Source organism: Metamycoplasma canadense (genome assembly GCF_000828855.1).
GTDB classification, from domain to species: Bacteria; Bacillota_I; Bacilli_A; order Mycoplasmatales; family Metamycoplasmataceae; genus Metamycoplasma; species Metamycoplasma canadense.
Genome location: NZ_AP014631.1, coordinates 481120 through 506446, shown reverse-complemented (window position 1 = coordinate 506446; position 25327 = coordinate 481120). Strand labels below are relative to the sequence as shown.

General features: G+C 24.3%; 24 protein-coding genes and 1 tRNA gene. 7 read left to right on the top strand and 18 right to left on the bottom strand.

Annotation, left to right across the window (positions count from 1 at the left end; genetic code table 4):
- Positions 1-193: 193 nt before the first annotated feature.
- Together trpS and thrS are read left to right on the top strand one after the other, a co-directional pair.
- Positions 194-1186: a tryptophan--tRNA ligase gene (gene trpS / locus MCAN360_RS02020; RefSeq protein ID WP_102032221.1), complete on the top strand. Its 993-nt coding sequence runs from the start codon at positions 194-196 to the stop codon at positions 1184-1186.
- Positions 1186-2925 carry a threonine--tRNA ligase gene (thrS, locus tag MCAN360_RS02015; protein ID WP_045433989.1) on the top strand — a complete coding sequence of 580 codons (1740 nt, stop codon included), beginning with the start codon at positions 1186-1188 and terminating at the stop codon, positions 2923-2925. Before trpS ends, thrS begins: the two co-directional genes overlap by 1 nt.
- 54 nt (positions 2926-2979) lie before the next feature.
- Here the strand turns inward: thrS and MCAN360_RS05580 are convergent, their stop codons facing one another.
- The 3 genes from MCAN360_RS05580 to MCAN360_RS02000 all read right to left on the bottom strand — a co-directional run bounded on the left by MCAN360_RS05580 (position 2980) and on the right by MCAN360_RS02000 (position 5262).
- The gene (locus MCAN360_RS05580) at positions 2980-3702 is read right to left on the bottom strand and encodes a hypothetical protein (RefSeq protein ID WP_045433986.1); all 723 of its coding nucleotides are present in this window, start codon (positions 3700-3702) and stop codon (positions 2980-2982) included.
- Positions 3703-3887: 185 nt separating this feature from the next.
- Entirely contained in the window at positions 3888-4541 is a 654-nt protein-coding gene (locus MCAN360_RS05575; protein ID WP_045433984.1) for a hypothetical protein, read from the bottom strand.
- Between the two features lie 10 nt (positions 4542-4551).
- Entirely contained in the window at positions 4552-5262 is a 711-nt protein-coding gene (locus MCAN360_RS02000) for a M48 family metallopeptidase (protein ID WP_045433981.1), read from the bottom strand.
- A gap of 147 nt (positions 5263-5409) precedes the next feature.
- On the opposite strand from MCAN360_RS02000, the gene rpsT reads away from it, so the two are divergent.
- Positions 5410-5673 carry a 30S ribosomal protein S20 gene (gene rpsT, locus MCAN360_RS01995; protein ID WP_045433979.1) on the top strand — a complete coding sequence of 88 codons (264 nt, stop codon included), beginning with the start codon at positions 5410-5412 and terminating at the stop codon, positions 5671-5673.
- Between the two features lie 34 nt (positions 5674-5707).
- On the opposite strand, the gene rsmI is transcribed toward rpsT, so the two are convergent.
- From rsmI to dnaX, 6 genes are read right to left on the bottom strand one after another with little or no spacing between them, the layout of a single operon-like run.
- Positions 5708-6424 carry a 16S rRNA (cytidine(1402)-2'-O)-methyltransferase gene (rsmI, locus tag MCAN360_RS01990; protein WP_045433977.1) on the bottom strand — a complete coding sequence of 239 codons (717 nt, stop codon included), beginning with the start codon at positions 6422-6424 and terminating at the stop codon, positions 5708-5710.
- Entirely contained in the window at positions 6414-7289 is an 876-nt protein-coding gene (locus tag MCAN360_RS01985) for a DNA polymerase III subunit (protein WP_045433975.1), read from the bottom strand. Before MCAN360_RS01985 ends, rsmI begins: the two co-directional genes overlap by 11 nt.
- Positions 7289-7933, bottom strand: coding sequence for a dTMP kinase (gene tmk / locus MCAN360_RS01980; RefSeq protein ID WP_045433972.1), 645 nt, complete (start codon positions 7931-7933; stop codon positions 7289-7291). The genes MCAN360_RS01985 and tmk overlap by 1 nt, the downstream gene beginning before the upstream one ends.
- 29 nt (positions 7934-7962) lie before the next feature.
- Positions 7963-8556: a toprim domain-containing protein gene (locus MCAN360_RS01975; protein WP_045433970.1), complete on the bottom strand. Its 594-nt coding sequence runs from the start codon at positions 8554-8556 to the stop codon at positions 7963-7965.
- The gene (locus tag MCAN360_RS01970; protein ID WP_045433968.1) at positions 8556-8849 is read right to left on the bottom strand and encodes a YbaB/EbfC family nucleoid-associated protein; all 294 of its coding nucleotides are present in this window, start codon (positions 8847-8849) and stop codon (positions 8556-8558) included. Before MCAN360_RS01970 ends, MCAN360_RS01975 begins: the two co-directional genes overlap by 1 nt.
- A 12-nt stretch (positions 8850-8861) precedes the next feature.
- Complete coding sequence (gene dnaX, locus MCAN360_RS05570) at positions 8862-10847, bottom strand: DNA polymerase III subunit gamma/tau (protein ID WP_045433965.1); 1986 nt, start codon at positions 10845-10847, stop codon at positions 8862-8864.
- Between the two features lie 129 nt (positions 10848-10976).
- On the opposite strand from dnaX, the gene MCAN360_RS01960 reads away from it, so the two are divergent.
- Together MCAN360_RS01960 and MCAN360_RS05565 are read left to right on the top strand one after the other, a co-directional pair.
- Complete coding sequence (locus MCAN360_RS01960) at positions 10977-11486, top strand: hypothetical protein (protein ID WP_045433963.1); 510 nt, start codon at positions 10977-10979, stop codon at positions 11484-11486.
- A 2-nt stretch (positions 11487-11488) separates the two neighbouring features.
- Positions 11489-11917: a bis(5'-nucleosyl)-tetraphosphatase gene (locus MCAN360_RS05565; protein ID WP_045433961.1), complete on the top strand. Its 429-nt coding sequence runs from the start codon at positions 11489-11491 to the stop codon at positions 11915-11917.
- A 30-nt stretch (positions 11918-11947) separates the two neighbouring features.
- Here MCAN360_RS05565 and secA read toward each other — a convergent pair whose 3' ends face one another.
- The 9 genes from secA to MCAN360_RS01910 form a co-directional block, all read right to left on the bottom strand.
- Entirely contained in the window at positions 11948-14530 is a 2583-nt protein-coding gene (gene secA / locus MCAN360_RS01950) for a preprotein translocase subunit SecA (protein ID WP_045433958.1), read from the bottom strand.
- Positions 14531-14627: 97 nt separating this feature from the next.
- Entirely contained in the window at positions 14628-14819 is a 192-nt protein-coding gene (locus MCAN360_RS01945; protein WP_045433956.1) for a hypothetical protein, read from the bottom strand.
- Between the two features lie 4 nt (positions 14820-14823).
- Positions 14824-15858 carry a carbohydrate ABC transporter permease gene (locus MCAN360_RS05560; RefSeq protein WP_045433953.1) on the bottom strand — a complete coding sequence of 345 codons (1035 nt, stop codon included), beginning with the start codon at positions 15856-15858 and terminating at the stop codon, positions 14824-14826.
- Entirely contained in the window at positions 15800-16816 is a 1017-nt protein-coding gene (locus MCAN360_RS05555; RefSeq protein WP_045433951.1) for a carbohydrate ABC transporter permease, read from the bottom strand. The genes MCAN360_RS05560 and MCAN360_RS05555 overlap by 59 nt, the downstream gene beginning before the upstream one ends.
- Positions 16816-18768, bottom strand: a complete 1953-nt coding sequence (locus MCAN360_RS05550; protein ID WP_045433948.1) for an ATP-binding cassette domain-containing protein — start codon at positions 18766-18768, stop codon at positions 16816-16818. Before MCAN360_RS05550 ends, MCAN360_RS05555 begins: the two co-directional genes overlap by 1 nt.
- 13 nt (positions 18769-18781) lie before the next feature.
- Positions 18782-19747 (bottom strand): thermonuclease family protein, encoded by a 966-nt coding sequence (locus tag MCAN360_RS05545; RefSeq protein WP_045433946.1) that lies wholly within the window; start codon positions 19745-19747, stop codon positions 18782-18784.
- 63 nt (positions 19748-19810) lie between these two features.
- A complete protein-coding gene (locus MCAN360_RS01920; RefSeq protein WP_045433943.1) occupies positions 19811-21922 on the bottom strand; it encodes a P68 family surface lipoprotein in 2112 nt (703 codons plus the stop codon).
- A gap of 301 nt (positions 21923-22223) precedes the next feature.
- Positions 22224-23054, bottom strand: a complete 831-nt coding sequence (locus MCAN360_RS05540) for a hypothetical protein (RefSeq protein WP_045433940.1) — start codon at positions 23052-23054, stop codon at positions 22224-22226.
- Between the two features lie 241 nt (positions 23055-23295).
- A tRNA-Leu gene (locus MCAN360_RS01910) sits at positions 23296-23380 on the bottom strand.
- Positions 23381-23475: 95 nt separating this feature from the next.
- On the opposite strand from MCAN360_RS01910, the gene MCAN360_RS05535 reads away from it, so the two are divergent.
- Positions 23476-23997 (top strand): dUTP diphosphatase, encoded by a 522-nt coding sequence (locus tag MCAN360_RS05535; protein ID WP_231852588.1) that lies wholly within the window; start codon positions 23476-23478, stop codon positions 23995-23997.
- A 220-nt stretch (positions 23998-24217) separates the two neighbouring features.
- The gene (locus MCAN360_RS01900; protein ID WP_045433372.1) at positions 24218-25228 is read left to right on the top strand and encodes an IS30 family transposase; all 1011 of its coding nucleotides are present in this window, start codon (positions 24218-24220) and stop codon (positions 25226-25228) included.
- The last annotated feature ends 99 nt before the right edge of the window (positions 25229-25327 follow it).

Here is a 25327-nt window from a genome sequence, read left to right as displayed (position 1 = left end):
AAAATTACAAATTTAAATTAAATTTTTAATATTTTTTTACGTTCTAAACTGATTTTAAAAAGAAAATTACTGTTTAGAAAATAAAAAATAAATAATGTTGATTAAATAATAAATTATTTAATATAGAATTATTTTTTTAAAAAAGTAATAAAATTTATAAATGAATTTTATTTTAAATTTTTAAGGAGTAATTGTGAATAAAAAAAGAGTATTAAGTGGTATAACTGCAACAGGAAAATTAACCCTAGCTAATTACATTGGAGCTATTAAAAATATGGTTAAACTACAAAATGAATATGACAGCTATATTTTTATTGCTGACTTACACGCTTTAACGCTTCCGATTGATCCAAAAATTTTAAATGAAAATAAAAAAAATATTTTTGCATTATTTATGGCTTGTGGAATTGATGTTAATAAGTCAACTTTGTTCTTTCAATCAGATGTCATGGAACATGGCTTAATGAATTGATTAATATTAACAAACACAACGATTGGTGAGTTATCAAGAATGACACAATTTAAGGATAAATCTTCAAAAGTTAAAACAGCTAATGGAATGGAAACAATTCCTACTGGTTTACTTATGTATCCTACTCTAATGGCTGGTGATATTTTACTTTACGACGCTGATTTAATACCAGTTGGGATAGACCAAAAGCAACACGTTGAATTAACAAGAAATTTAGCTCAAAGAATAAATAATAAGTTTAACATTAATTTTAAGGTGCCTGAACCATATATCCCTGAAGTTGGTGCTAAAATAATGTCTTTAGTTGATCCAACTAAAAAAATGTCAAAATCAGATGCAAACGAAAAAGCTTCAATATATTTACTTGATGATCCTGAAGTTGCATACAAAAAAATAATGAAGGCTGTAACGGATTCTGAAGGAAAAATATATTTATCAGATAATAAACCAGGAATTAAAAATTTACTAACTATTTATTCTTCATTAAAAAATATTAGTCTTGAGCAAACAGTATCATTTTTCCAAAATAAAAACTATGGAGAATTAAAACAAGAAGTTGCTGAAATTGTTAAAGAATTCTTAATAAATATTCAAAAAAAATACAAATTAGCAATTAATGAAGTTGAAAAACAAGCAAAAATCGGAGCAGAAAAAGCAAAAAAAATAGCTTCATTTAACCTTAAAAAACTAATGAAAGGTCTAGGATTATTATAATGAAAGCAAACAATAAACTAAATCACTCAACAAGTCATTTATTAGCAGCAGCAATTTTAAAATTATATCCTAATACAAAATTAGCTATTGGTCCTGCAATAGAAGAAGGTTTCTATTACGATTTCGAATTTGAAAATCCTATTTTAGAATCAGACCTACCCAAAATTGAAAAATTAATGAAAAAACTTGCTGAAAACGGGTATGAAAGTAGACAAGTTGATCAAAGCTTTTTTTCTTTTGAAAATCAACCTTATAAAAAAGAATTGTATGATGAATTTTATAAACAAGGAAAAGAAATTACATTTTTTCAATTTATTCATCCTAAAACAAATGAAATTCTTTTTACTGATTTATGTGCTGGTGGTCATGTTGAAAATACAAAAGAAATAAAACACTTTAAACTACTTTCAACTGCTGGTGCATATTGAAGAGGTGATTCAAATAATAAAATGTTAACTAGAATTTATGGAACAAGTTGAGAAACTAAAGAAAAATTAGATAGATATTTAGAAATTCTAGAAGAAAGAAAAGAAAGAGATCATCGTAAAGTAGGTAAAGACCTAAATATTTTTATGTTTAACAATCTTTGCGGTCAAGGTTTTCCAATATGACTTGAAGACGGAATGAAAATACATAATGCTATTGAGAAATATGTACTAAAATTAGATAAAAAATTTGGATTTACCGAAGTTTTAACACCTCATTTTGGAGAAAAAAAATTATATGAATTAAGTGGCCATTGAGATCATTATCAAGATACAATGTTTAAACCGATTAAAATGGATAATGAGTTGCTTGTAGCACGTCCAATGACTTGCCCACATCATATTATTTTATTTAACTCAACAAGACGTTCATATCGTGATCTCCCAATTCGTTATTCTGAACAATCAAGATTATATCGTTATGAAAAATCAGGAGCTTTATCAGGCCTTGAAAGAGTTAGATCAATGGATTTAACAGAAGGTCATATATTTGTAAGACAAGATCAAATTAAGGATGAATTTAAACATTTATACAAAATGATTTTAACTGCCTTAAAAGATTTTAAAATTGAAATTGATCATGTTTCATTATCCTTAAGAGATCCTAATGACAATGAAAAATTTTTTAACGATGATAAAATGTGAAATAAAGCTGAAAATGATTTAAGAGAAGTTCTAAAAGAATTAAATATTGAATATAAAGAATTTATTGGTGAAGCTGCTTTTTATGGCCCAAAAGTAGATTTTCAGGTTAAAACAGTTCTTAATAGAATTATTACAATGTCAACATTACAGCTTGATTTCTTATTACCTCAAAGATTTGATATGAAATTCGTTAATGACAATGAAGAATTTGAAAGACCGGTTTTGATTCATCGTGGATTAATTGGTACATATGAAAGATTTATTGCAACTCTTTTAGAACAAACAAAAGGTGTACTACCTTATTGACTAAGTCCAAGACAAGTTACAATATTACCAATTTCAAATGATCAAAATGATTTCTGTAAAAAATTATATGATGAATTCATAGATTGAGATATTAATGTAAATATTGATTTAAGAAATGAAAGAGTCAATAAAAAGATTCGTGATGCTCAAATTCAAAAAACAAAATTTATTATTATAATTGGTAAACAAGAAATAGAAAATAATAAACTAGCTGTTAGAGAATATGGATCAGAAAAAACTAACATATATACAAAAGAAGAATTTTTACAAAAGCTTTTATTATTAAAAAGGGGATTAAAATAATTTAAAAAAGACAGATTTAACTTTCTGTCTTTTTTAAATTAAAATAGCTTATAACTAAATTTTTTCTGTTAGACGTAATACAATAAGAACTATGTTTGTAATAATTAACAATGTTAAAATTGTAAAGATTGTTCAAAATGTTCTTCTTTCTTCTCTTGATTTTCCATAAATTGATGATGAACGAGATCTGCAAGCACATGATAATAAAGCAAATCCAGTAATTACATAATCAAAAGATTTTGATGTTTTTTCACCATGTTCTAAATGATATGTTACAACTACTGTATTATCAACTTGTGATATTTTTTCAATTATAGTTGTATATTTTGATTCTGATTTAATGTCCATTGCTGAAATTTGAGAAGCTTTTCTCATTGAAGCATTTTCTACAAAGAATGTTGTTTTTTGAGCTTCAGTATTTAAATCGTTTACTGATACTGATGATTTTTTAGCTGGTGTTGGTTTATCAACTAATTCTTCTTTTTCGATATATGCAATAGCTTCTTCACTTACGACATTTTCAGCCATAACTTTCTCTACTATAATACGAGCTTTATCAATATTAACACTTCCACGATATGCTCCATCACGGTGGAATCATACACGAGTTTCATTTTTGGTTTTTTCGCTAATTCTAATAAATTCTTGAAGAGCATCGACAAATTCTTTAAAATTACCTGAAATCTTTTGGTTAGCTTTTTTAAAATTAAATGTTATATTTCTATTTTCATCAAATTTTTCAGAGATATAAAATTTTTCTAATGAACTTTTTGCCATAATTTCTCCTATTTTTATAATACATTTATATTGAAATTATAAAGTAAATTACTTTAAATCGTTAAAAAAAACATAATATTGAAAAATAAATCGTTTTTTATTGAAAAATATTGTAATTTTACATATTTTGATAAAAAAATTCAATCTCTTGCAATATATTGAACAGAGATTGAATTTAAATTAATTTATTTTAAAATTTTATTTTTTAAAAGTTCTGATATTTTTGATATATTTTCAACTGAAATAATAGGTTTTAAGCTTTTTTTAATTTGGAACATTGTATTACACAAATCACTTACATTTGAATAAAGAATATATTCTGGACAATTATTTATATCAAATTCCTTTATTTTACCAAAAACAAAAAGCCCTATAATAGGAACGTTTTTGGGTAATATAGGAATTATGAATTCTATATTACTTTTTAAATCTCAAAATAAATTCTTTATTTCTGATTTTATATTATTATTACTTATTGTTCACTCTCTATTATTAAAGTCGCCTTCAATTAATTTTCAATCTTCATTAAATTCATTTATCACAAATAAGCCATACTTATTAATAAGTATTTTTCCAGATTTAAAATTTAAATTATTAGGCAATTGATATTGATTATCGTTAATAACTTCAGAATTTGGCATAAATTTCTTTATATTTCTTAATTCAGAATCTATATCGATTATTTCTTTATTTTCTAATTTTTTTTGTTTTTCTAATCTTTTTTTCTTACAACGCTTAACTATTAAAAGAATAATTGTTAACAAAATAGTTGCTAATACTAAAGATAAAACACATATAATGATTATTAATTGTGGTTCTATTTTATTTTCTTCATTCATTTTTTATCCTTTATTCAAAAATATGATTATTTAGTTTTTTTCTTTTTTCTTTATAATCTGGAATAAATTGTTTTAATAAATTTCAAAATTCTTTTGAATGGTTTTGGTGTATTAAATGACAAATTTCATGATATGCTACATATTTAATTATCTCATCAGAAAAAAATATTAAATCAGAACATATAAAAATTTTGTTTTTTAAAACAGATATAGAAGCTCATGAACTTTTTTTATTTCTTATAAAAAATAATAAATTTAAGTTTGTTTTTTTAATCAATAGACAAGCTTCATTAGTGAATTTTTTAAATTTTTCAATCAATTGTTTATATAAAAATTTACGTATATAAAGCTCAATTTTTAAATTTTCAGCCTTAGTAGAAAAATTAATATATTCATTAGTAGACTGATTGATTTTAGAAATAATAATTTTATTATTTTTTACATGATAACTTGCCAACTTTCCAAAATAATAAAATGTTTTTTTATTTTTATCAAATTCTAAATTAGGTTTAATCTTATTATTTTTTTTAATGATTTTAGACATTGATTTAATTAAAAAATCCTGAAATTTTTTACTTGAAATATTAACAACGGAACCTGTAACAATAAATATTCCATCATTGTATGTCAAATAAACATGTTTTGAATTTTTAAAAAATATATGAATCGTATATTTTTTATTATCTATAATCTTTTCTAAGATTGAATCAGGATTTTTCATACTATAAATATTTTATTAAGAAAATAAAAAAGAAAATTAAATATTTTTTATTTTAAAATATAAAAAATCTAACTTAAATATAAAAAAAATGTTTTTTTTATGTAAAATTATGTATGCTAATTAATTTTTAGCAAGAAAGGCAAAAAAATGGCAAATATAAAATCAAAACAAAAAGCAATATTATCTAACGAAAAAGCTAACGCTCGTAATTCAGCTATTAAATCAACTGTTAAAACAGCAATTAAAAAAGCAAAACTAGCTGCACAATCGAAAGATGAAAAAACAGCTGATTTAGTTGCTAAAGCACACCATGAAATTGATAAAGCTGTCTCAAAAGGTGTTTTACACCAAAACAATGGTGCAAGAAAAGCTAGCCGTTTAGATGCATTTGTTGCTAAAACCAACAATTAATTGTTTTTAAAAATTATAAATATTAAAACCGGATTTATAAAACCCGGTTTTTATTTTCATATTTATTAACTTTTATGTGTTTTTGTTTTTTAATTGAAAATACCAAAACAAACTCACCTTTAATATTGTTTTCTAATTGTTCAATTATTTCAAGTGGTTTACCAGAATAATCACTTTCATATAATTTTGTTAATTCCTTACATAAATATAAATCAATTTCATTATCAAAAACATTTGCAAAATCATTTAAAGTACTAATTAATTTATGTGGTGACACATAAGAAACATAAATGCCCTCACTTAGTTTTTTTAATTGATTACAACGCTCACCACTCTTATCTTTTAAAAAACCTAAAAAAGTAAATGTCGAACCAAAATTAGATTTTATGAAAGCGTGAACAAAAGCGGTGGGTCCACCTATTATATCCACAAAAATATTATTCTTTTTGCATTCAGTAATCAAATTAAATCCAGGATCAGAAATACATGGCATTCCAGCATCAGAAATTAAAGAAACGACTTTATTTTTTAATATTAAATTGACTATTTTAGTTGCTAATTGTTTTTCATTAAATTTATGATATGCAATTAATTGTTTATTATTAATCTCATAATGTTTTAAAAGTTTTTGACTAGTTCTAATATCTTCGCAAAGAATAATATCCGAAGTCTTCAATGTTTTAATTGCGCGAAAGCTAATATCTTCTAAGTTGCCTATTGGAGTTCCAATAATAAAAAGTTTAAATTCCATAATATTTCTCCAATTCTAATAATAAATTACTTTTTTGTAAATTAAAATTAGCTGAATTGTTTAAATTTTGTTTTGTTTCTTTTAAAGTATTAATGATGTCAACTACTGAAATTTCGGCAAATGATTTTTTATTTATTTTATATTCATTCAAAATACTCAAATCATTAATGTCATTTATTATCTTATAAATATCTAAAAAAACTAAAATCAAAAAATCTAAAATTATTTTCTTATTGTTGTAATTTAAAACTTCAATTAAGTTTTTTAAGAATTCAAAAGGTTTTTTGCATGAATTAATACAAGAAGTAACCAAAGATGTAAAAGAAGAAATTATTTTTTCATCATATTCAATATTACTAATAATAAAAAAATTTTTAAATGGTTTAAAATTGATTTCATCTTTATCTAATAATTTTTGTATTTCAATAATAAATGCCCTAGATTTAATTGTTTTAATAACATGGGTAATAAAATTGCATGACATAATAATAATCGTGTTAAATGGTGGATTTTCTAAAAATTTTAAAAGACTATTAAGCGATTGTTGTGTACCGTTTTCAATATTATTTATTATTAATATTTTTTTCTTATTTTTTGAAATAATTGAGGTTTCTTGTGTTTCTTTGATTGAATCTAAAATTGATTGTTTATCAATTATTTCATTTTTTCCATCAATAAAAAAATAAAGATCGCCAAATTTTATTTCACTTAAAGAATTAAATTTTTCATCGTTAACAGAATTTATAAAATATAAAAAATATTCATCAAAATTTTTTATATTTTTTGATGAAAATAAATAAACTTGACTTAATTTATTTTGTTTAAGCGAATTATCAATAATATTTTTAAAAATTGAATTAATCATTATAAAACATTCTCACTTTTTAAAATATCCATAACTTTATTAAATAACTCTATAATTGAACAATTAGCATCAATCACGCGGTATCTTTCGGGGTTTTTGGCAATAACTTTTTTATATGATTCTCTTAGAGAAATATAGTAAGAAATATCAGATGTTTCTAAACGGTCCATACCTTCACGCATCTTAGTTATTCTTTCGACCGAAATAGATGGTTCTAAATCAAAAAATATAACAAAATCAGGCTCAGTTTTTTTAGTAGCAATTTGATTTATTATCTCAACATTTTCAAGCCCAGTATCTCCAAGCAAACCCTGATAAACGTAAGATGATGTTGTATAACGGTCAGTGATTACATGTTTATTTTCTTCCAACGCTGGTCAAATACCTTTCTCTAAATTTAAACGCCGACTTGTAGCAAATAGTAGGGCATCAACCATTGAACTAAAAGAGTTTTCGTTATCTAAAATTAATTGTCTAATTTTTTCAGCTTCTTTTGAAAAAGCAGAGCCTGGTTCTCTTGTGAAAACAAAATTTTCAATCAAATTCTTTGTAATTAACTCATTTTTTAACATTTGAATAATCGTAGTTTTTCCTGAGCCGTCCATACCTTCAAATGCTATAAATTTTCCTTTTTTATTAAACATAAAATAACACCACCTATTTTAAACATAAATTAATTAATATTTTTTTTATTTAGAATTGATTGTTTTAAAGAAATAGGATCAATTGATTCAATTGACATCCCAAATGGAATTCCAATTGATAGCTGATAAATATTTTTATTTTTAAATTTATCTTTAATCTTTTTTTCAAGATACTTCGTTGTTACTTGACCATTTAAATCCGTACTTAGAGCAAAAATAATTTCATTAAAATTATTTACAATTTCTAAAAATAAGTCAATCTTTTTTAAAGTAAGGTCATCAATCTTTTTTAAATTAATTAAATTTTGAAAAACAAAATATTTTCCTTTTTCAATATCTAAAGATTCGATTTTTTCAATATCTTGACTATCTTGAACAACAAATAATTTTTTAGCTCTTGTTTTATCCTTGCAAATGCTGCAAATCTCATTGACAGAATAAGATAAACATAGCTGACATTTAGTTGTTTCATTTATTAAAGATAAAATATCATTAAATAATGTCTTACTAAAATCCTTATTGCTTTCTAAAAAGAAAGTAATAATCCTATTTGCTTGTCTTTTTGAAACACTAGGAATTTTATTTAGTGCCTCAATTATTTTTTCTTTTAATTCAATATTCATTAAAATGGCATCCCACTATTTGAATATTTATCACCAATTTTATCATATGCTGTCGCTATTTCTTCTAGAACTTCGTTAACAGCTAACATAACTAAATCTTGAACTAATTCAGGATCTTCGGGGTCAATTAAAGCTTCATTAATAATAATTTCTGTTATTTTTCTTTCACCAGTCATCGTCACCTTAATACCTTGTTTTTCAACAACGAAAACTTGTTTTTCAATAATTTTTTCATCTTTTTCAATTTCTGCTTGAATTCTTTTAGCGTTTTTTAACATTTCATTTATATTCATATCTTTCATCTCCTATTTTTTGGGTTCTTTAACAATATCACCAAATATTTTTTTAGCATATTCATAATTTGGATCAAGTTTGTTTTTATACTTTTCTAAACTAGGTAATTCAATCATTTGAATTTGCTCATTCTTTTTATTTTTTCAATTTGCCTTGCAATATTCTATTGCCTTATCAATTTGCGGTTTTGTAATTGCCACAACATTAACATATCTATCAAATATGCTATTAATCGCCTCAATAAAATCTTCATCATTTCTTTTTAAATTAAATTGATGAATTTTTAAAATATCATCTGATTTAAAAACTATTAAATTCTCCAAACTTAAAAAAATCTTAAATCCGAATAATAAATCTTTTAAATATTCGTATTGTTTATTAATTCTTTGATTAATCATGTGATAATACATCGTATCTAAATCTAAGCTAGATTTTTTACCATAACCATATAAATCGTTCTTTATATATTGATAAATAAATGCTAATGAATTAACATCTTCTTGATCTAATTCAGGTTTAATAATCTGTGCTGTTTTTTCTAAATTTAAATCACTATTAAACTCAGAGGTGATAATTTCATTTAATAAATCATCATTTTCGTATTCTTTTGTTGTTTCAGCTATTAATATTTCAGATGTTTTTTCAAGTATATTATTAATATTAACTTCTTTAACTCCTAAATCATCTAACTCTTTATTGGTTTCATTTAAAACTTGATTATTTCTTATTGGATTTGAATTTGATATATTTGACAAATTAAATATTGAATTGAATTGTTTATGATTACTATTTTTAAATTCCTTTTCAGGAATATTATTAACTATTTGAAAATCTTCTTCAGTTGCTTCAGATTCTAAAATTATATTATCTTCATTAGTTACTAATTTATATTCATTTTTTACAAAAATTTCTGTTTCTTTGTTTTTATATGAAGACATTTTTAATAAATAAAGTTCAAGAATTTCTTTAGGAATATCAGAATTTTGTAAATCTTTTATTGCATTTTGGATTATTTCAATATATTTAAATAATTTATCATCATCAATTTTTAACTCGTCTAATTTTTCTTTTTTAACATATTCTAATAAGTTTGAATCATTTGTCTTTTTTAAAATTGCATAATCTTTTAAAGTTTTAAAAATTTGCAATGAAATTTTTTCAACACTAGCTCCATTATCAATTAAATAATTGAGTTTTTCAATCACTAAATTATGTTGATTTTCAAATATAGCTTTTACTATGTATCATATATTTTCAAAATCAACAATTCCAAATAGTTTTTCAATATCCTCTTTTTCAATTTGTTTATTTGCACAATAAATGGCAATTTGATCAGCAATACTTAAAGTATCACGAAAGCTACCATTTCCTAAAGTAACTAACAATTCGATTGCGTCTTTGCTAGCCTTAATATTTTCTTTTTCAAAAATATATGCAAGTTGTTTAACTAATATATGCTTATCAATCTTTTTAAAATTAAATCTTTGCACTCTACTTAAAATTGTCAATGGAATTTTTTGTGGGTCGGTTGTTGCTAAAATAAAAATTGCATGTTTAGGAGGTTCCTCTAAGGTTTTTAAAAGAGCGTTAAAAGCACTTTTAGAAAGCATATGCACTTCATCAATAATATATATTTTATATTTTCCGACAGTGGGCAAATGCTTTATTTTTTCTTTTAATTCTCTAATATCATCAATTCCAGTATTTGAAGCCGCGTCAATCTCAATTATATCAATATTTTGATCAATGTTTTCAATGCAGCTGTTACATGGACTTTCAGAAGTACGATGAGAACAATTTATTGCATTCGCAAAAATTTTAGCCGTTGAAGTCTTGCCATTTCCATGTGGCCCACAAAATAAATATGCATGAGTTATTTTATTTTCACTAATAATATTTTTAAGTGTATTTATTATATGTTCTTGTCCATAAACATCTTCAAATTTTTTTGGGCGGTATTGACGGTATAATGCTAAATATTTTTTTTCAAGCGACATTATATACCTCCTAAAATATAAATATATTTTACCAAATTAAACATTCTAAAGAATGCAAAAGCATTTTTTATTAGTATTATTTATTTTAATAAAATAAAACGTTATTTTTAAGTATATAATAATAAAAGTATGAACAAAGTAGAAAAGGTAATAAACAATATTAATAAAAAAAATTTTTTTACTTTTTTTATATTAACTATTATTTCATTATTTATAATCATTTTTGAGTTAATAGCTATTTCTTTTTTTAAAAAAAATACCTCAAAAAATATATTTATTTTATTCATAATTTTAAGTATATTATCTGTAATTATTCTTGTGCTTATTCCATTTAGTTTTTTAAAAATATATAAAGAAAGAAGTTATTTTAAGATCCAAAAATTACTCAGAGCAGAATTTATTTTAATAATCGTTTTAACATTATTAGCCGGTTTGTTTATAATATTAATTTTTACTTTTAATTCAGTATTTAACTCATTAAATAAGGAATTAAACAAAATTAATTTAAGTGCTAATAAAAATTTAAATCTATTTAATTCAATTAAAATAACTATGATTGTTTTAAATTCTATAATAATTCTTAATCTTATGTCTTTATTATCAATAAATATTTTTATTAAAAAAAGGAAATTAATTTAATTATGAAATACGAAAAATCTTGTGGTGCTATTGTTCTAAAAAATATTGAATCTAAACTATATGTTTTATTAGTTCAACAAACAGCGGGGCATTGAACATTCCCAAAAGGACATGTTGAAAAAAATGAAACTGAAATTGAAACAGCTTTAAGAGAAGTAAAAGAAGAAACAAATGTTGATATAGAAATTCTTGAAGGTTTTAGAGAAAAAAATGTTTACTCGCCGTTTTTTAATATTTCAAAGGAAGTAATTTTTTTCCTAGGTAAACCTATTAATTTTGATTTAAAAAATAGACCTGGCGAAATTGATGTTGTTGAATGAGTTTTAGTTAATGATGCGTTAATTAATAAAATTACTCATGATGCAAATCGAAAAATTTTACAAAAAGCTGTGGATTTTTATATTAATAATTACTGAAAATATGATAAATAAAAACCAAGATCTTATTTAAAAACTTGGTTTTTATTTATTTTTTTCTTCTAAAACTGTTTCAAGTTTAATTTTAAATTCTTTTAAAATATCTTGTTTTTTAGATTCTAAAATTTTATTTATTTCTTCGTCGGTTTTATTTTGTGCTATTAGGTTACTTTTTTCATTTTCAAGTAAAAAATTAATAAAATCATTTAAATTTTCAAGACTTTTTTCTAAATTATTAGTGTCTAATGAATTATTTAGTCATGGGAATTCAATCTGACTATTAGATGAAGGGAGTGCATCATAATTATTTAATAAATTAACTGAGCATTCAATAGCTATTTTATCTGTTAATTCCTTAAATTTTTTTGAACCTAATTTTGTATAAATTTGGTATGGATTTTTTTGAGCATATTGAACTAAGTGAGTACTACGGCGCAATTTGTCCATAACATTAATATGTTCTTGTCAAGATTCATCAAATACTTTTAAAATAATATTTCTTTCACTGTTTGCTAAAGAAGATAATCCAAATTTATCAACCATATTTTGTCTTAAAATATCGTATTGCTTATTTCAAACTGAAAAAATATGTGAAAAAAGCTCTTCTTTGTCCATTTTTTTAAGCTCATTTAATTCAAACTGATAATCAGTTAATCTCATAAAACCATCATTTAAATAATTAACTAATGTTTCAAAATCCATAGAATCATTTTTCTTAAAGAAATAGGGATTATTTATAATTTGGTTAATTGTGACTTGAAACATCTTACGAATTATCGAGCCTAAATCATCTCTGTTTAAAATAAGATCACGTTGTTCATAAATTAAATCTCTTTGTTGTCTAATAACATCATCAAAATTTAAAACGCTTTTACGACTATCGTAATTAAACCCTTCAATTTTCTTTTGAGCAGCTAAAAATGCTGCTCTAATTTGTTCTCCAGGAATCGGATTTGAACCGTATTCCTTAAATATTTCTTTTCATTTATCTTGTAATGAAAATCTTAAAATAAGTTGATCATCTAAAGATAAAAAGAATTTTGTATATCCGATATCTCCTTGGCGTCCAGAACGCCCCTTCAATTGATTATCAATACGACGTGATTCTGCTTTTTCAGTTCCTAAAACATATAAACCGCCATTTTTTATAGCTTCTTTGGTTGGTTTAATATCCGTTCCACGGCCAGCCATATTTGTAGCAATTGTTACTGCTCCTGCTTCTCCTGCTCTTGAAATAATTTCTGCTTCTGAGGCATCTTGTTTAGCATTTAAAACTGTATGTGGAATACCTTCTTCTAATAAATATTCATGTAATACTTCGGAATCTTCAACCTGTGCAGTTCCAATTAGAATTGGTTGTTTTCTTTGGTATGCTCTTTTTACTTCTTTAACAACAGCTTTTCATTTCGAATGCATATCGACATATATTTCATCCTTATCATCAAGTCTAACAATTGGCTTATTAGTAGGAACAACATTAACACGCATATTATAAATATCGATAAATTCTTTTTCTTCTGTTTTAGCAGTACCGGTCATTCCACTTATTTTTTTAAATAATCTAAAAAAGTTTTGATATGTAATTGTAGCTAAAGTTTTAGTTTCTGATTCAATTTCAACTCTTTCTTTTGCTTGAATTGCTTGTTGTAACCCCTCAGAATAAGCTCTACCTTCCATAATACGACCAGTAAAGGAATCAACTAATTCGATTTTATCATTACGAACAATATACTCAACATCTAATTTCATTACTTTATGAGCTCTTAAAGAGTTTTGAATGCGGTGAACTAATTCAGAATTTTCTAAATCATATAAATTTTTAAAATTAAAATATTTGTTTGCTTTTTCAATACCTTCATCTGTTAAATAAACTGATTTTGTTTCTTCATCAATAAAATAATCATTATGATTTAATGTTCTAACAAATAAATCAGATATTTTATACATTGTGCTTTCTTCTTGATCGCCACCCGAAATAATAAGAGGTGTTTTAGCTTCGTCGATCAATATTGAATCAACCTCGTCTAAAAGAATATAATCAAGTCCTCTTTGAACTTTTTCTTCTTTTGACATAGCCATATTATCACGCAAATAATCAAAACCAAGTTCTGAGTGAACCGAATAAACAACATCACATGAATAAGCTTCTCTTTTTAAATTAGCAGGCATTTGAGCTTTATTAATCCCAACACTTAAACCAAGAAATTTAAATACTTGTCCCATTTCTTCTGCATCACGTTCAGCTAAATATTCGTTAACAGTTGAAACAATAACACTATTCCCTGCTAATGCATTTAAATAAACAGGAGCAATAGAAGTAATAGTCTTTCCTTCTCCTGTTTTCATCTCAGCAACAGATCCTTGATCCAAAATAATACCACCGATCATTTGAACATCATAAGGACGCTTACCTAATATTCTTTTTGTTGCTTCTCTTGAAACTGCAAAAACCTCTGGACGAATATCATCCTGAGTTTCGCCTAGCTTAATTCTTTCTTTAAATTCAATAGTTTTATTTTTTAGCTCTTCATCAGTTAATTTAGCTATTGCTGGTTCTAATTGATTTATTTTACTTAAAACATGCTCTGCAATTTTCATTTCTGTTGATTTAAATTTTAAAAATTTCATAATTTAATATTTTATATTAAATTTATACAAATTTAAGCAAATTAAAAAAGTTGGCTTAATATAAGTCAACTTTTTTTGGCTTATTTTATATGATTTTTTAAGAAAAAAGATTTAAGGTATCTTGAGTAAAGATTTTTGAAACTCCTATTATTAAACCATAAATTATAAAGCCTACTGCTACTAATCCAACAATAACAACAAATAAAATTCCAAGTGCATTTACAACTTTTTTAGCAATTCTTTTAGATTTATTTTTATTTGCTAATTCACTAAAATTTTTATAATTCATATTCTTATCCTTTTGTTGCATTTCCTTGTCTTGAAATAGCAGCCATAATTCTTTTTCTTAGAATGAAGTAAACAACAATCATAGGAATAATTGCTAGCAATGTAGCAGCCATTCTTACTGATAAAATAGTTTGTGTTTGACCCTCAGCAACTTCATATTTACCAGTAGTAAATAATCATAAGTTAATTGGTGCATAGTAACCTGCTGTTTTACCAGGTGCAGAATCTCATAGTAATGCTGGTCATGTATATGAGTTTCATGAAGCTAGAGCGGTTAAAATAATAACTGTTCACGTGGTTGCTTTAACCATTGGAAAGGCAACATTAAAGAAATACTTAATGCCGCTTGCTCCATCTAACATTGATGATTCTTTAACTGAGTTAGGAATGGCTTCAAAAGCATTTCTATACATATAAGCATTAAAGATTGATGTAGCAAAAGGTATTATCATTGCAACAATAATTAATGGATTTTTAGCTCCAATTCATTCAGCTTTAGATACTAGTGTATATTGTAAAGAAATAAGAGTAATTTCTGGAATAACCATTAATGATAATAGAAGACCAAAGAAAATATTTTTTCCTCTTCAATTTTTCATTGACAAAGCATATCCTAGAGTAACAACAAAAAATAATCTAACGAAAACCGATATAGCTGTATATGATGCAGTAAAAACTAATGATTCTAAATACCCTTCTTTAATAGAAGTTAAGAAGTTTGATCAATGTAAACTAGTTCCCAAAAGACCTTTAAACTCTTTACCAGCTGCTAAGTATTTTTGATATTCAAATGGTCATCAAGCAATTTTGAATCCGGGGTCTGTATAAAATCTTGGATCAACTAATGATTGTTCAATCATAAAATAAAATGGAAGAATTACTAAAAAACTAAAAAATGTTAAGATTATAATTTTAAATGATCAAGAAAATAGTTTGCCCCATACATTAGTAGTAGTATATGGCTTACTCATTAACTCTTGCTTAGATTTTAAAGCTGATTTTTCTCTTTTGTGTCTCAACTTTAAGCTTGTTAATAGCATTTCTTTCTCCTAATAATATTTTTAGTTTATAGATTTGTGAAACTGATTTTTTAAGTGTGAATGAAATTGTAACACCTAAAATAAATAATACAACAGATGCTGCCATAGCTCTTCCATAACTACCGTCTGAAAACTTAACTGCTTGGAAAATGTAAATTAACAATGTTCCACCGTTTTCTGAAATAGCAGTTGTTGCATCATTATTATATAAAGCTAATGGGAAAACTTTAATACCATTTATTATCCCTATTGTAAATAAGAATGAAATTGTTCTTTGAATTGATGGTAAAGTTATTTTAAAGAATTGTTTATATCCGGGAGCTCCATCAATAGCTGATGATTTATATAAATCTGGATTTACAGATAGCATTGCAGTTGTTAAAATTAAAACTTGAAATGCTAATCCTCCTCAAATACCTCTAATTAAAATTATGATAAATGGATTCCATCTTCCTCCACCATAAAGCATCGGTAATATAGCTCCTTCTTCACTTTTACCAAATAAAGCAGTAAAGGTTAAAGATACCGCTATAGCTCCAGTCATGTATGGTAAAAAGAATACTGTTTGTCAAAAATTACGAGCATATCTTCTTACAACTAGTGTAATTGCAGAACTTATTAAAATAGATATTGTTAAACCAATTGGTAATGCGATAATTGCATACAATAATGAGTTAACAATAGAAGTTACAAATTTAGGATCGTTAAATATACCTACAGGAATCCCTTTTGGCTTATAATAATTTTTGATTGATCATCCATATTCTGAAAACGATACTTTAAATCTAAATGATCCAATAATAACAAGTATAAATGGAATAATAACCATAAATAATAAAACTAAAATTGAGGGCAGCATTAAAATAAATGGTTTCCAAAATGGTGTTCTAGTATTTAAAATGCTTAATGCTTCACCAGTTTTCTTAATACGATATTTCTTTCAAAAATATGTATTCATTATATTCTTTCCTTAGTGTCAATATCAAATATATGGTATAGTTCATCTCTTTTAATTTTTAATTTAACTTCTTCACCAAGTTCATATTTTGTTTTAGCCCCTAAGAAAACATTAGCGATTTTATCAATTTCCTTGATGTAAATTTGAGCTTGAATTTCTTTTCCTAAATATTCAATTAATCTAATATTGCCAGTAATAATTCCATCTTTATCTTCAATCAATGATTCACCACGAAATCCTAAATCAATTGTTGATTTATTATAGTCATTTGGTGCCTTAATTAATTTTTTATTTGCATAATAGATATAACCATCCTTGACTTGTGTTTCAAAAATCGTCATTTCAGGCATACCTAAAAATTTAGCAACAAATTCGTTTTTAGGTTTTAAATATAAATCCATTGGGGCGCCAATTTGTTGAACCCTAGCCGTTGACATACAAATAATTTTGTCACTAATTGACATAGCTTCTTCCTGATCGTGAGTAACAAAAACTGTTGTTATTCCTAACTCTTGTTGAATTGAACGTATTCATTTTCTTGTTGAAATACGTAATTTAGCATCTAGATTAGATAATGGTTCGTCTAATAATAAAATTTTTGGTTTTTTAACAATAGCTCTTGCTATAGCAACACGTTGTTGTTGTCCACCAGATAATTGTGTAGGTCTTTTACCTAAATTTTTAGTAATTTCGACCCTTTGTGCAACATCCAAAACATCTCGTACAATAGCTTCTTCAATTGTTAAAACATCTTTCCCTAAAATTCTAATTTCATTTTGTATTTTTTCAGGTAATAAAAGAATTAATTCATTTAAAGATTTTTTAAATTTATTTATAGGCAACCCTTTTCCGACTAAAATTGGTTCAAATAATTGAGATACTTTATTTTTATAAGTGGTTTCGGTTTCTTTTTTGACTATTTTAATACGAGCCTTAATTTCTTTAATTTCGTTTCTTAATTTATCTTGTTTTTGTAAAGCAATTTTATTTAATAATTCTTCTTTTGCTAATTTTACTTTTTCTTTATATTCAATTTTTGTTGAATTATAAGTTTTAACATATTCAGATTTTAAGTTTTTCTTAATTTCCTTAAATTCTATTTTTAGTAAAGAAATTTTTTCATTATATTGAAGTTTTAAATTATTAATTTCATTAATAGATTTTAAGTTATCCTCATTACGTATTTGTTGTTTCGAAATTTCTTCTTCAATTAAAGAGATTTGTTTTTCTAAATTAGATTTTAAAGTACTAATATCATCTTTTAATTTTTGTTGAGCTTGTTTAATATCTTTTAAAACTTTTTTTGTCAAATTAGATAATAAAGCTGTTTTCTTAGTAACAATGAAGTTATAATCATTTAACTCTTTATCAATAATATTATTATAATCAGTTGTTAATTCAGTTAGATAATTTCTTGTTTCTTTTGGATTATCAATTGAATGATATAGTTTAGTTCTTAAATCAGAAATTTCTTCATCGTTAACATTAAAGTGTTTTAGAATTAACTCAAATATTTTTTGTTGAGCTAATTTTGATTTTTCAATAGTTTCTTCTTTTCAATGTTTGTCATTCATTAACGGAAATGCAATATTATCATATACTGTCATGTGTGGATACAATGCATAATTTTGGAAGACTAGACCTAATTCTCTTTGTTGCGGAGAAAACTTAGTTACATCAACACCTGAAAAAAATAATTTTCCGCTTGTTGGACGCAATAAACCCGAAATTGCATTAAGTGTTGTTGTTTTACCGGAACCAGAAGGACCTAATAAAGTTACTAGCTCTCCTTTTTCAATGGCAAAAGAAGCATTATCTACAGCTAGAGATTCACCAAAATCTATAACTAAGTCTTTCACTTCAATAGCGGGGACATTTTTTTTTGCTTGATAACGTTCCTTAGAAAAACTATGAATATCATTTTGTGTTAATTCTTTTTTTTGTTTTTCCATGTTTTTCCTTATTTTATTTTTTATTTACAAATCTTAAAAATTCGTAAAAATTATTTTCTTTATTTAAAAAAATTTTTCTTTTATTTCTTTCTATATTAAATGGGTATAGAAAGCGATATGCATCGTTCATTAAATCTTCCCCATGCGATTTATACTCATTAGATAAATCTTGAGGATAATTAAATTTAATATTTTCTTCTTTATTATTAAGAGTAATATTAACTCCTTCTTTTGCATAAAAACCTTTTTTATTTGTATACCCAAAATTAAAAGCATATGCAGCAAAAGGTATTAAATACGATGCAACAGAAGATTTTAAATCTTTTTTAAAATCAAATGTAAAAGTTTTAAATTCGTCTTTTCCAATTCTTGGTAGAGTTCAACCATTCGCTAACATTTCGATGCTAAAATTTTTCTCAAAATTTTGACCAAAAAATACATACGAAACGATTCTATCATAAGAATTGTTAGATAAATTATCAGATATTAATCTAACTTTTGAACCGATTGGTATTATTGATTTTACATAATCTCAATCTAAATGTGACAGTTTTTTTTCTCGTTCTTTAACGTCGCTAGTATTTTGTTCAAGAGTATCAATTAATGGAATTCTAACTTTTACTAATTGACCTTTTTTAGGTATTCCTTTATTGGTAGACAGTTGTTTATCAACTTTAACAGTTAGTGTATCGCCATCAGCAATACTTTCAACCGTTCCTTCTATACCAGAAAAAAATTCTCATAATGTTTCTTCAACAGTTTTTACTTCTTGGGTTTCTCAATTAACAATTTTTTTATATTGGATCTTTTTATCAAAAATCTTTCCTACTTTATTATATTCAGATTTATTAATAACAAAAGTATCATTCAATTCCAAATCATCATAAAATTCTTTAGATTTAATAGAACAAGAAATTGAAACGACTGAAACAGATAACAAAAATGGAGTTAAAAATAATAATGATTTTTTTATTTTCATAAATTTATGTACTCTTTCAAAATAAAAAAATAAAACTTTTATTGTTATATTTTTTTATATTTTTTATTTAAAAGATTCAATAATTATTTTAACTAATTCATCTATAGTTGTTGCTTGTTGACGGCTAACCTTATTTAAAATTTTTCTCGCACCTGAACCAATAGCATCTCTTAATTTGTCTGATAATGATGAAGAAACATCTTCTGCTGGTTGGAATTCGTTAGGTTTGTCAATGATTGATTTAAAATTATCAAATGCAATTTTATTTGCTTTATTTAGTTTTTTAATAGCTTCTTTATTATTAAAATATGATTTTGTTGGTGAAATATAATTACCATATTCGTTAAACGCATCTATTGGTTTAATATTAGAAAAATTCTTTGAATTTTTATTTTTAATAAATGTAATAGATGATAATTTATGATCAAATAATCATTTAACAAATAATTTTGTTGCTTTATCTTCTTTTTCATTGGCATGAATTAATACTAATGAAGGACCTTGAATAAATACTGATTTTTTATCATTATTTAAATTTTTTACCAATGGAGTACTGATTCAATCAGCATCTATCTCATTTAATAATTGGCTTGATGTTAATTGTTCCGTTTTTACTAAATCTTTATCAATTAAAATATAGTTTGCATCATCATTTTCGAAAATTTTACCAAGATTTACAATCTTATTATCTATATCATCCTTTAATTTAAAAGATATATCCTTTGTTAAAGAAACATTTTTTTCTTGTTCATCAAATGTACCTTTAACTAATTTAAAATTAGGATTTAATTTAAAATTAGTTAACAATTTATCTTCTAATTCTTTTGAGGAAAGTTTTTTATTATAACCTGTAACTTCTTTAGAATAACTTGATGAATAAATTTTATTTTTATATTGTCCAAATTTTAGAACCACACCATCTTCTTTTTCTTTTTCAAGAATATTAACTAAATCATTGGTTGACAAATATTCCTTTTTGTCATCAGAAGTCAATAAATAATTATAAGTTTTATTTTCTGTACTTTTTATGAATGTGTGACTATAACCTGCAGTTGAACCAATAGAAATTGCCATATTGTGTTTAGTCAATAGGTTCGATCCGTAAGCTCCACCACCACCAATTCAAACAGCACCCGTTTTAATACCTTCAAATATTACATTTAATAATGATTTAAATAATTTGTTTTGTTCTGTGCCTTCTTCTATGAATGATTCATAATCAAATCCACCATTAATTTTATGACTAGGTGAAGGATTAATATATTGTTTTGATTTATCACCTTTTGTTACAGCCACATTCATAACATTAATAACACTAGCTAATGAATCAATACCTAATATTGGTTTTGCTAAATCAAGTGGATATAATCTTTTTGCTGCAATAGCAAATTTAATTAATGATTCATATTCTTTAAAAATATTATCTGAAATAGTTAAATCAAGTTTTTTAATTGCTTCTTTAGCTTCTTCTAAGTTAGTTGCTTTAGAAGAGCTTCAGTGTTCATCAACATATTTACCATCAGTTTCTGCAACACTTTTATAATAATCAATATATTCTTTAACTTTTTTCATATTTTGTTCATCTTTTTTAATACCATCAATTTCGCTTAGTTCTTTTAAGAATTTCCCTAAAACAACTTTGTTAATTGATTGCATTTCTGATGAACGCGACATTGGAACAACTCATTTTTCTTTCGAAGTATTTCCTCCAATATCATCATTAACATTTTTAAATGCATCAACAATATCTAATTTTTCATATTCATCATTAGATAAGGCTAAATTCATTTTTCTTTGTGCTAAAATAGAAGCGGCAGTTGGATAATTAATTATTATATTTCAAAGCGTATTTTGTTCCTTAGATCCAATTTTAGTTGTTAATGGACCTGTATTATAACCATTAGGCAAGAAATTAACTTCAACTTTTAAATGACCTTCTTGTTGTTTTTGAGCTTTTTCTTCTTCAGTTCCACTTTCTCTCCATTTATTATATTCATCAACTATTGTTTTAAGGGCAATACCTTGTTCATTAGTTTCTGAAAAACCAGTAGCAATTTTTAAAATACCATCATAGTTTTGATCTCATCTTGGGCTACCACACGAAATTGCTAATAATGGTAAACTAAATGCCGATAAACCACTAATTGACAATAAAACCTTATTAATTTTTTTCATTTTATTAAACCTTTCTCGAATTTTTGCGCTATAAATCTAATTAAATTTATTGCTATTTATTTGAATTTTTTTGTTCCAAATTTGTAAATTAATTTTTATTATTTTTTTTAATTCTATTTTTGCAATAAATTTAAACTAAAAAACACAACGGCAATTAGTAAACTAATTGTTGTTGTGTAATTTTAAAATTGAATTTTTTGTTGTGATTCACATTTATAATTTTATTTTATTTTTTTTGAAAAAATAAAAAATAGTAAATAAATTTTTTAAGTGAAAAAGTAATTATAAAATTAAACATTTATTATTTTCGTATAAGAGATGAATTTAAAAATTTAAATTGAAAATTATTAAAAGATAAGAAATAAAAATCATTAAAAGTATTATAGTTTTTTACTGAATTCAAAATATAAAATTCATAAATACTAATTGAAACTGAAAGTGAAAAAATATTAGCTGTAAATATTATTAAAATTCTTACTAAAGCAGATATTGGATAAGTTTTTTCATTTTTTTTATAGTATAAAAATCATATTGAAAAAATTAAAATAGACATAATAAAAATGGGTATTAAAATATCAATAGATATAATTCTTATAATTGCAATTTTTCTTTGTTTTGCAAAATTTGGTCTTAAAAATGCATGAATAGCAAAATCACTTTCAATTTCATTAAGTAAATTTTTATATTGTGGAGAAGCAATTGTGTAATTTAGGATATTAGCAACTAAAGTTATAAATTCAGTTTTTGTTAATTGATTAGAATTCTTATTATATAAATTTTGAGGAATTTTGGAATCTTTAAAAAACGCAAATTTAGATTTATTACGTAATGAATTTAAATATGAGTAATAAGAAAAATAATCTTTAATATTAGCTCTTTTAGATAAATCTAAAAATATAAAAGCTAAAATAATGGATAAAATTCCAGATATCAAACCTGTAAAAATACTTACTATAATATCATTAACAATTTTAAAAGTGCTATCTTTTGAATATTGACTTTCAAAAATCGATACCATATATATAATTAAAAATCAAATAACAAAAATAATACTTATCAAAAGTATTAAAAATCAATTTGAATATAATTCATGTTTTTTTATTTTTTTAAATTCGTTTTTTCTATTGTTCATTTTATTAACCTCATTAATAATAATAAAATAATAATACAATAATTGTAAAATAAAAAATACTTATTATATTTTAAATTAATAAGTATTGCTTGTTTGTAGTGGTACAAGTGCAACAAAAATAAAATAAAAAAGTTAACACTCCGCAATGTTAACTTCTGTTTATAATTTAAAATGCTTATAAAATTTTATAAATAAGCAACAAAATAAGCATTTTTAAATTGGTATTTATTTTAATAATATATGGTGCTCCAGACTGGACTTGAACCAGCACGGCTCTTAACCGGTTGATTTTGAGTCAACTGCGTCTGCCATTCCGCCACTAGAGCTTTTTTATAATACTTTATTATTATATCATTGATTTTATTTTCTTTATTAGATTTAAAAAAATGACTAATTTACTTAAAAAAATAAAAACATAAGTTTGTTTTTATTTGGATTGGCATATAATATTTATTACTATGAATTTAAAAGAAATTTTTGAATCACAAAAAAAATTAGATATAGTTTTTTAGAAAATATTAGTAAAAAAGATTTTAGATACTTTGATACAAAAATAATAATAGCTTTACTAGTTGAATTAGGTGAATTTGCAAATGAAATAAAAGCTTTCAAATATTGAAAAAAAAATAAGGAAATTGATAGACAAAAAGTTTTAGAAGAATTCGCCGATGGAATTCATTTTATAACAAGTATTTCATATCCCTTAGGAATTAATAGCACCTTATTCCCAATTATTAAACATAAAAACTTTAATTTACAACTAGCTTACACATATAAATTATTTACCAATTTATTAAATAAAAAAACAAAAGAAAATGTTCAAAAGGCTTATGAAGCATATTTAGGTTTAGGTAAAATTGTCGGCATTGAAGAACAAGACATCATTAACGCTTATCGACAAAAAAATAAAAAAAATTATCAAAGAATTGAAAATAAATATTAATTTCGATTAACTTTTATTTTCTTAATAATGATATTCTCCAAAATATAAGTAAAAAAAATAACAAAAAAGCTAACACATTGCGGTGTTAACTTTTGCTACATTGTAAGTTCAAGTGCAACACAAATAAAGTAAAATTTAGTTGTGTGCAGCTTGAACTTTTTTAATTATTATTTTTTATTTTTAAAAAAGAAAAAAGCTCCATAACGGTCAGGAACTTCATATGAATTATACTACTAAAAAATATACGCACATAACAAAAAGTGATAGAGAAGCAATTTCAAATTATTTAGAGATAAATTTGTCTTTAAGAAAGATTGCAGAAATATTACAAAAGAGCCCTTCAACAATAAGTAGAGAAATTAAACGAAATTTAGATAAATATGGTAATTATTCGCCATATTATGCAAATATTAAAGCTCAACGGCGTCATTATCATAAATACTATTTTAAATTTTTGAATAGTAAATACAGTAAATTTTGTGAAATATTTCAAAAAAAATTTGATAAAAAATTTTATGGAGTAAAACTAACTCATAAATATATAAAAGATAATTTTAAAATTAAAATTCCTTGTTTAAAAACTATATTCAATTGAATAAAAAGCAATAAATGAAATATTAAAAGATCTAATTTATTACGTTCATACTATAAAAAAGGTGGTAAAAGAACAGGAAGTGTTATAAAAAGACTTGTTAAATCAGCAGATTTTGTTTTCCCTATTTGAACAAGACCCAAGTCAATTGACCGCCGTGAAGAATTCGGACATTGAGAAGCTGATCTAATTATTGGTAAAAGAGCTACGGGTTATAACAATATTTTAACTTTTACTGAAAGAAAAACAAGAGTTGGTTTTGCTATTTTAATACAAAGCAAAAATTCAATGAAAGTAAATGCTACAATAAAAAAACTTATTGAAGATAATGAATTGATTGTAAAATCAATAACTGTTGATAATGGTATTGAGTTTGAAAAAATAGGAATATTGGGAAAATGACTTAATACAAAAATATATAAAGCCGAGCCATATGCATCATTTCAACGAGGGTCTAATGAGCATTGAAATGGTCTTATTAGAAGAGAATATAAAAAAGGATTTGATTTTAATCAAATAACACAAGAAATGTTAGATGAAATTACTAAAAAAATAAATAATATGCCTCGTGAAATTTTAAATTGAAAATCAGCAAACGAATTATTTATAAATGCTAACTATTATGGTCTTGTTTGATAATTAAAGTTACAAAATTCTAACCTCTTTTGCAAAGAGGTATTTTAGTTTTGTTATATGTTAAATTTCTACTCCCGAACCCTCTTATCAAGAGGACTTCTA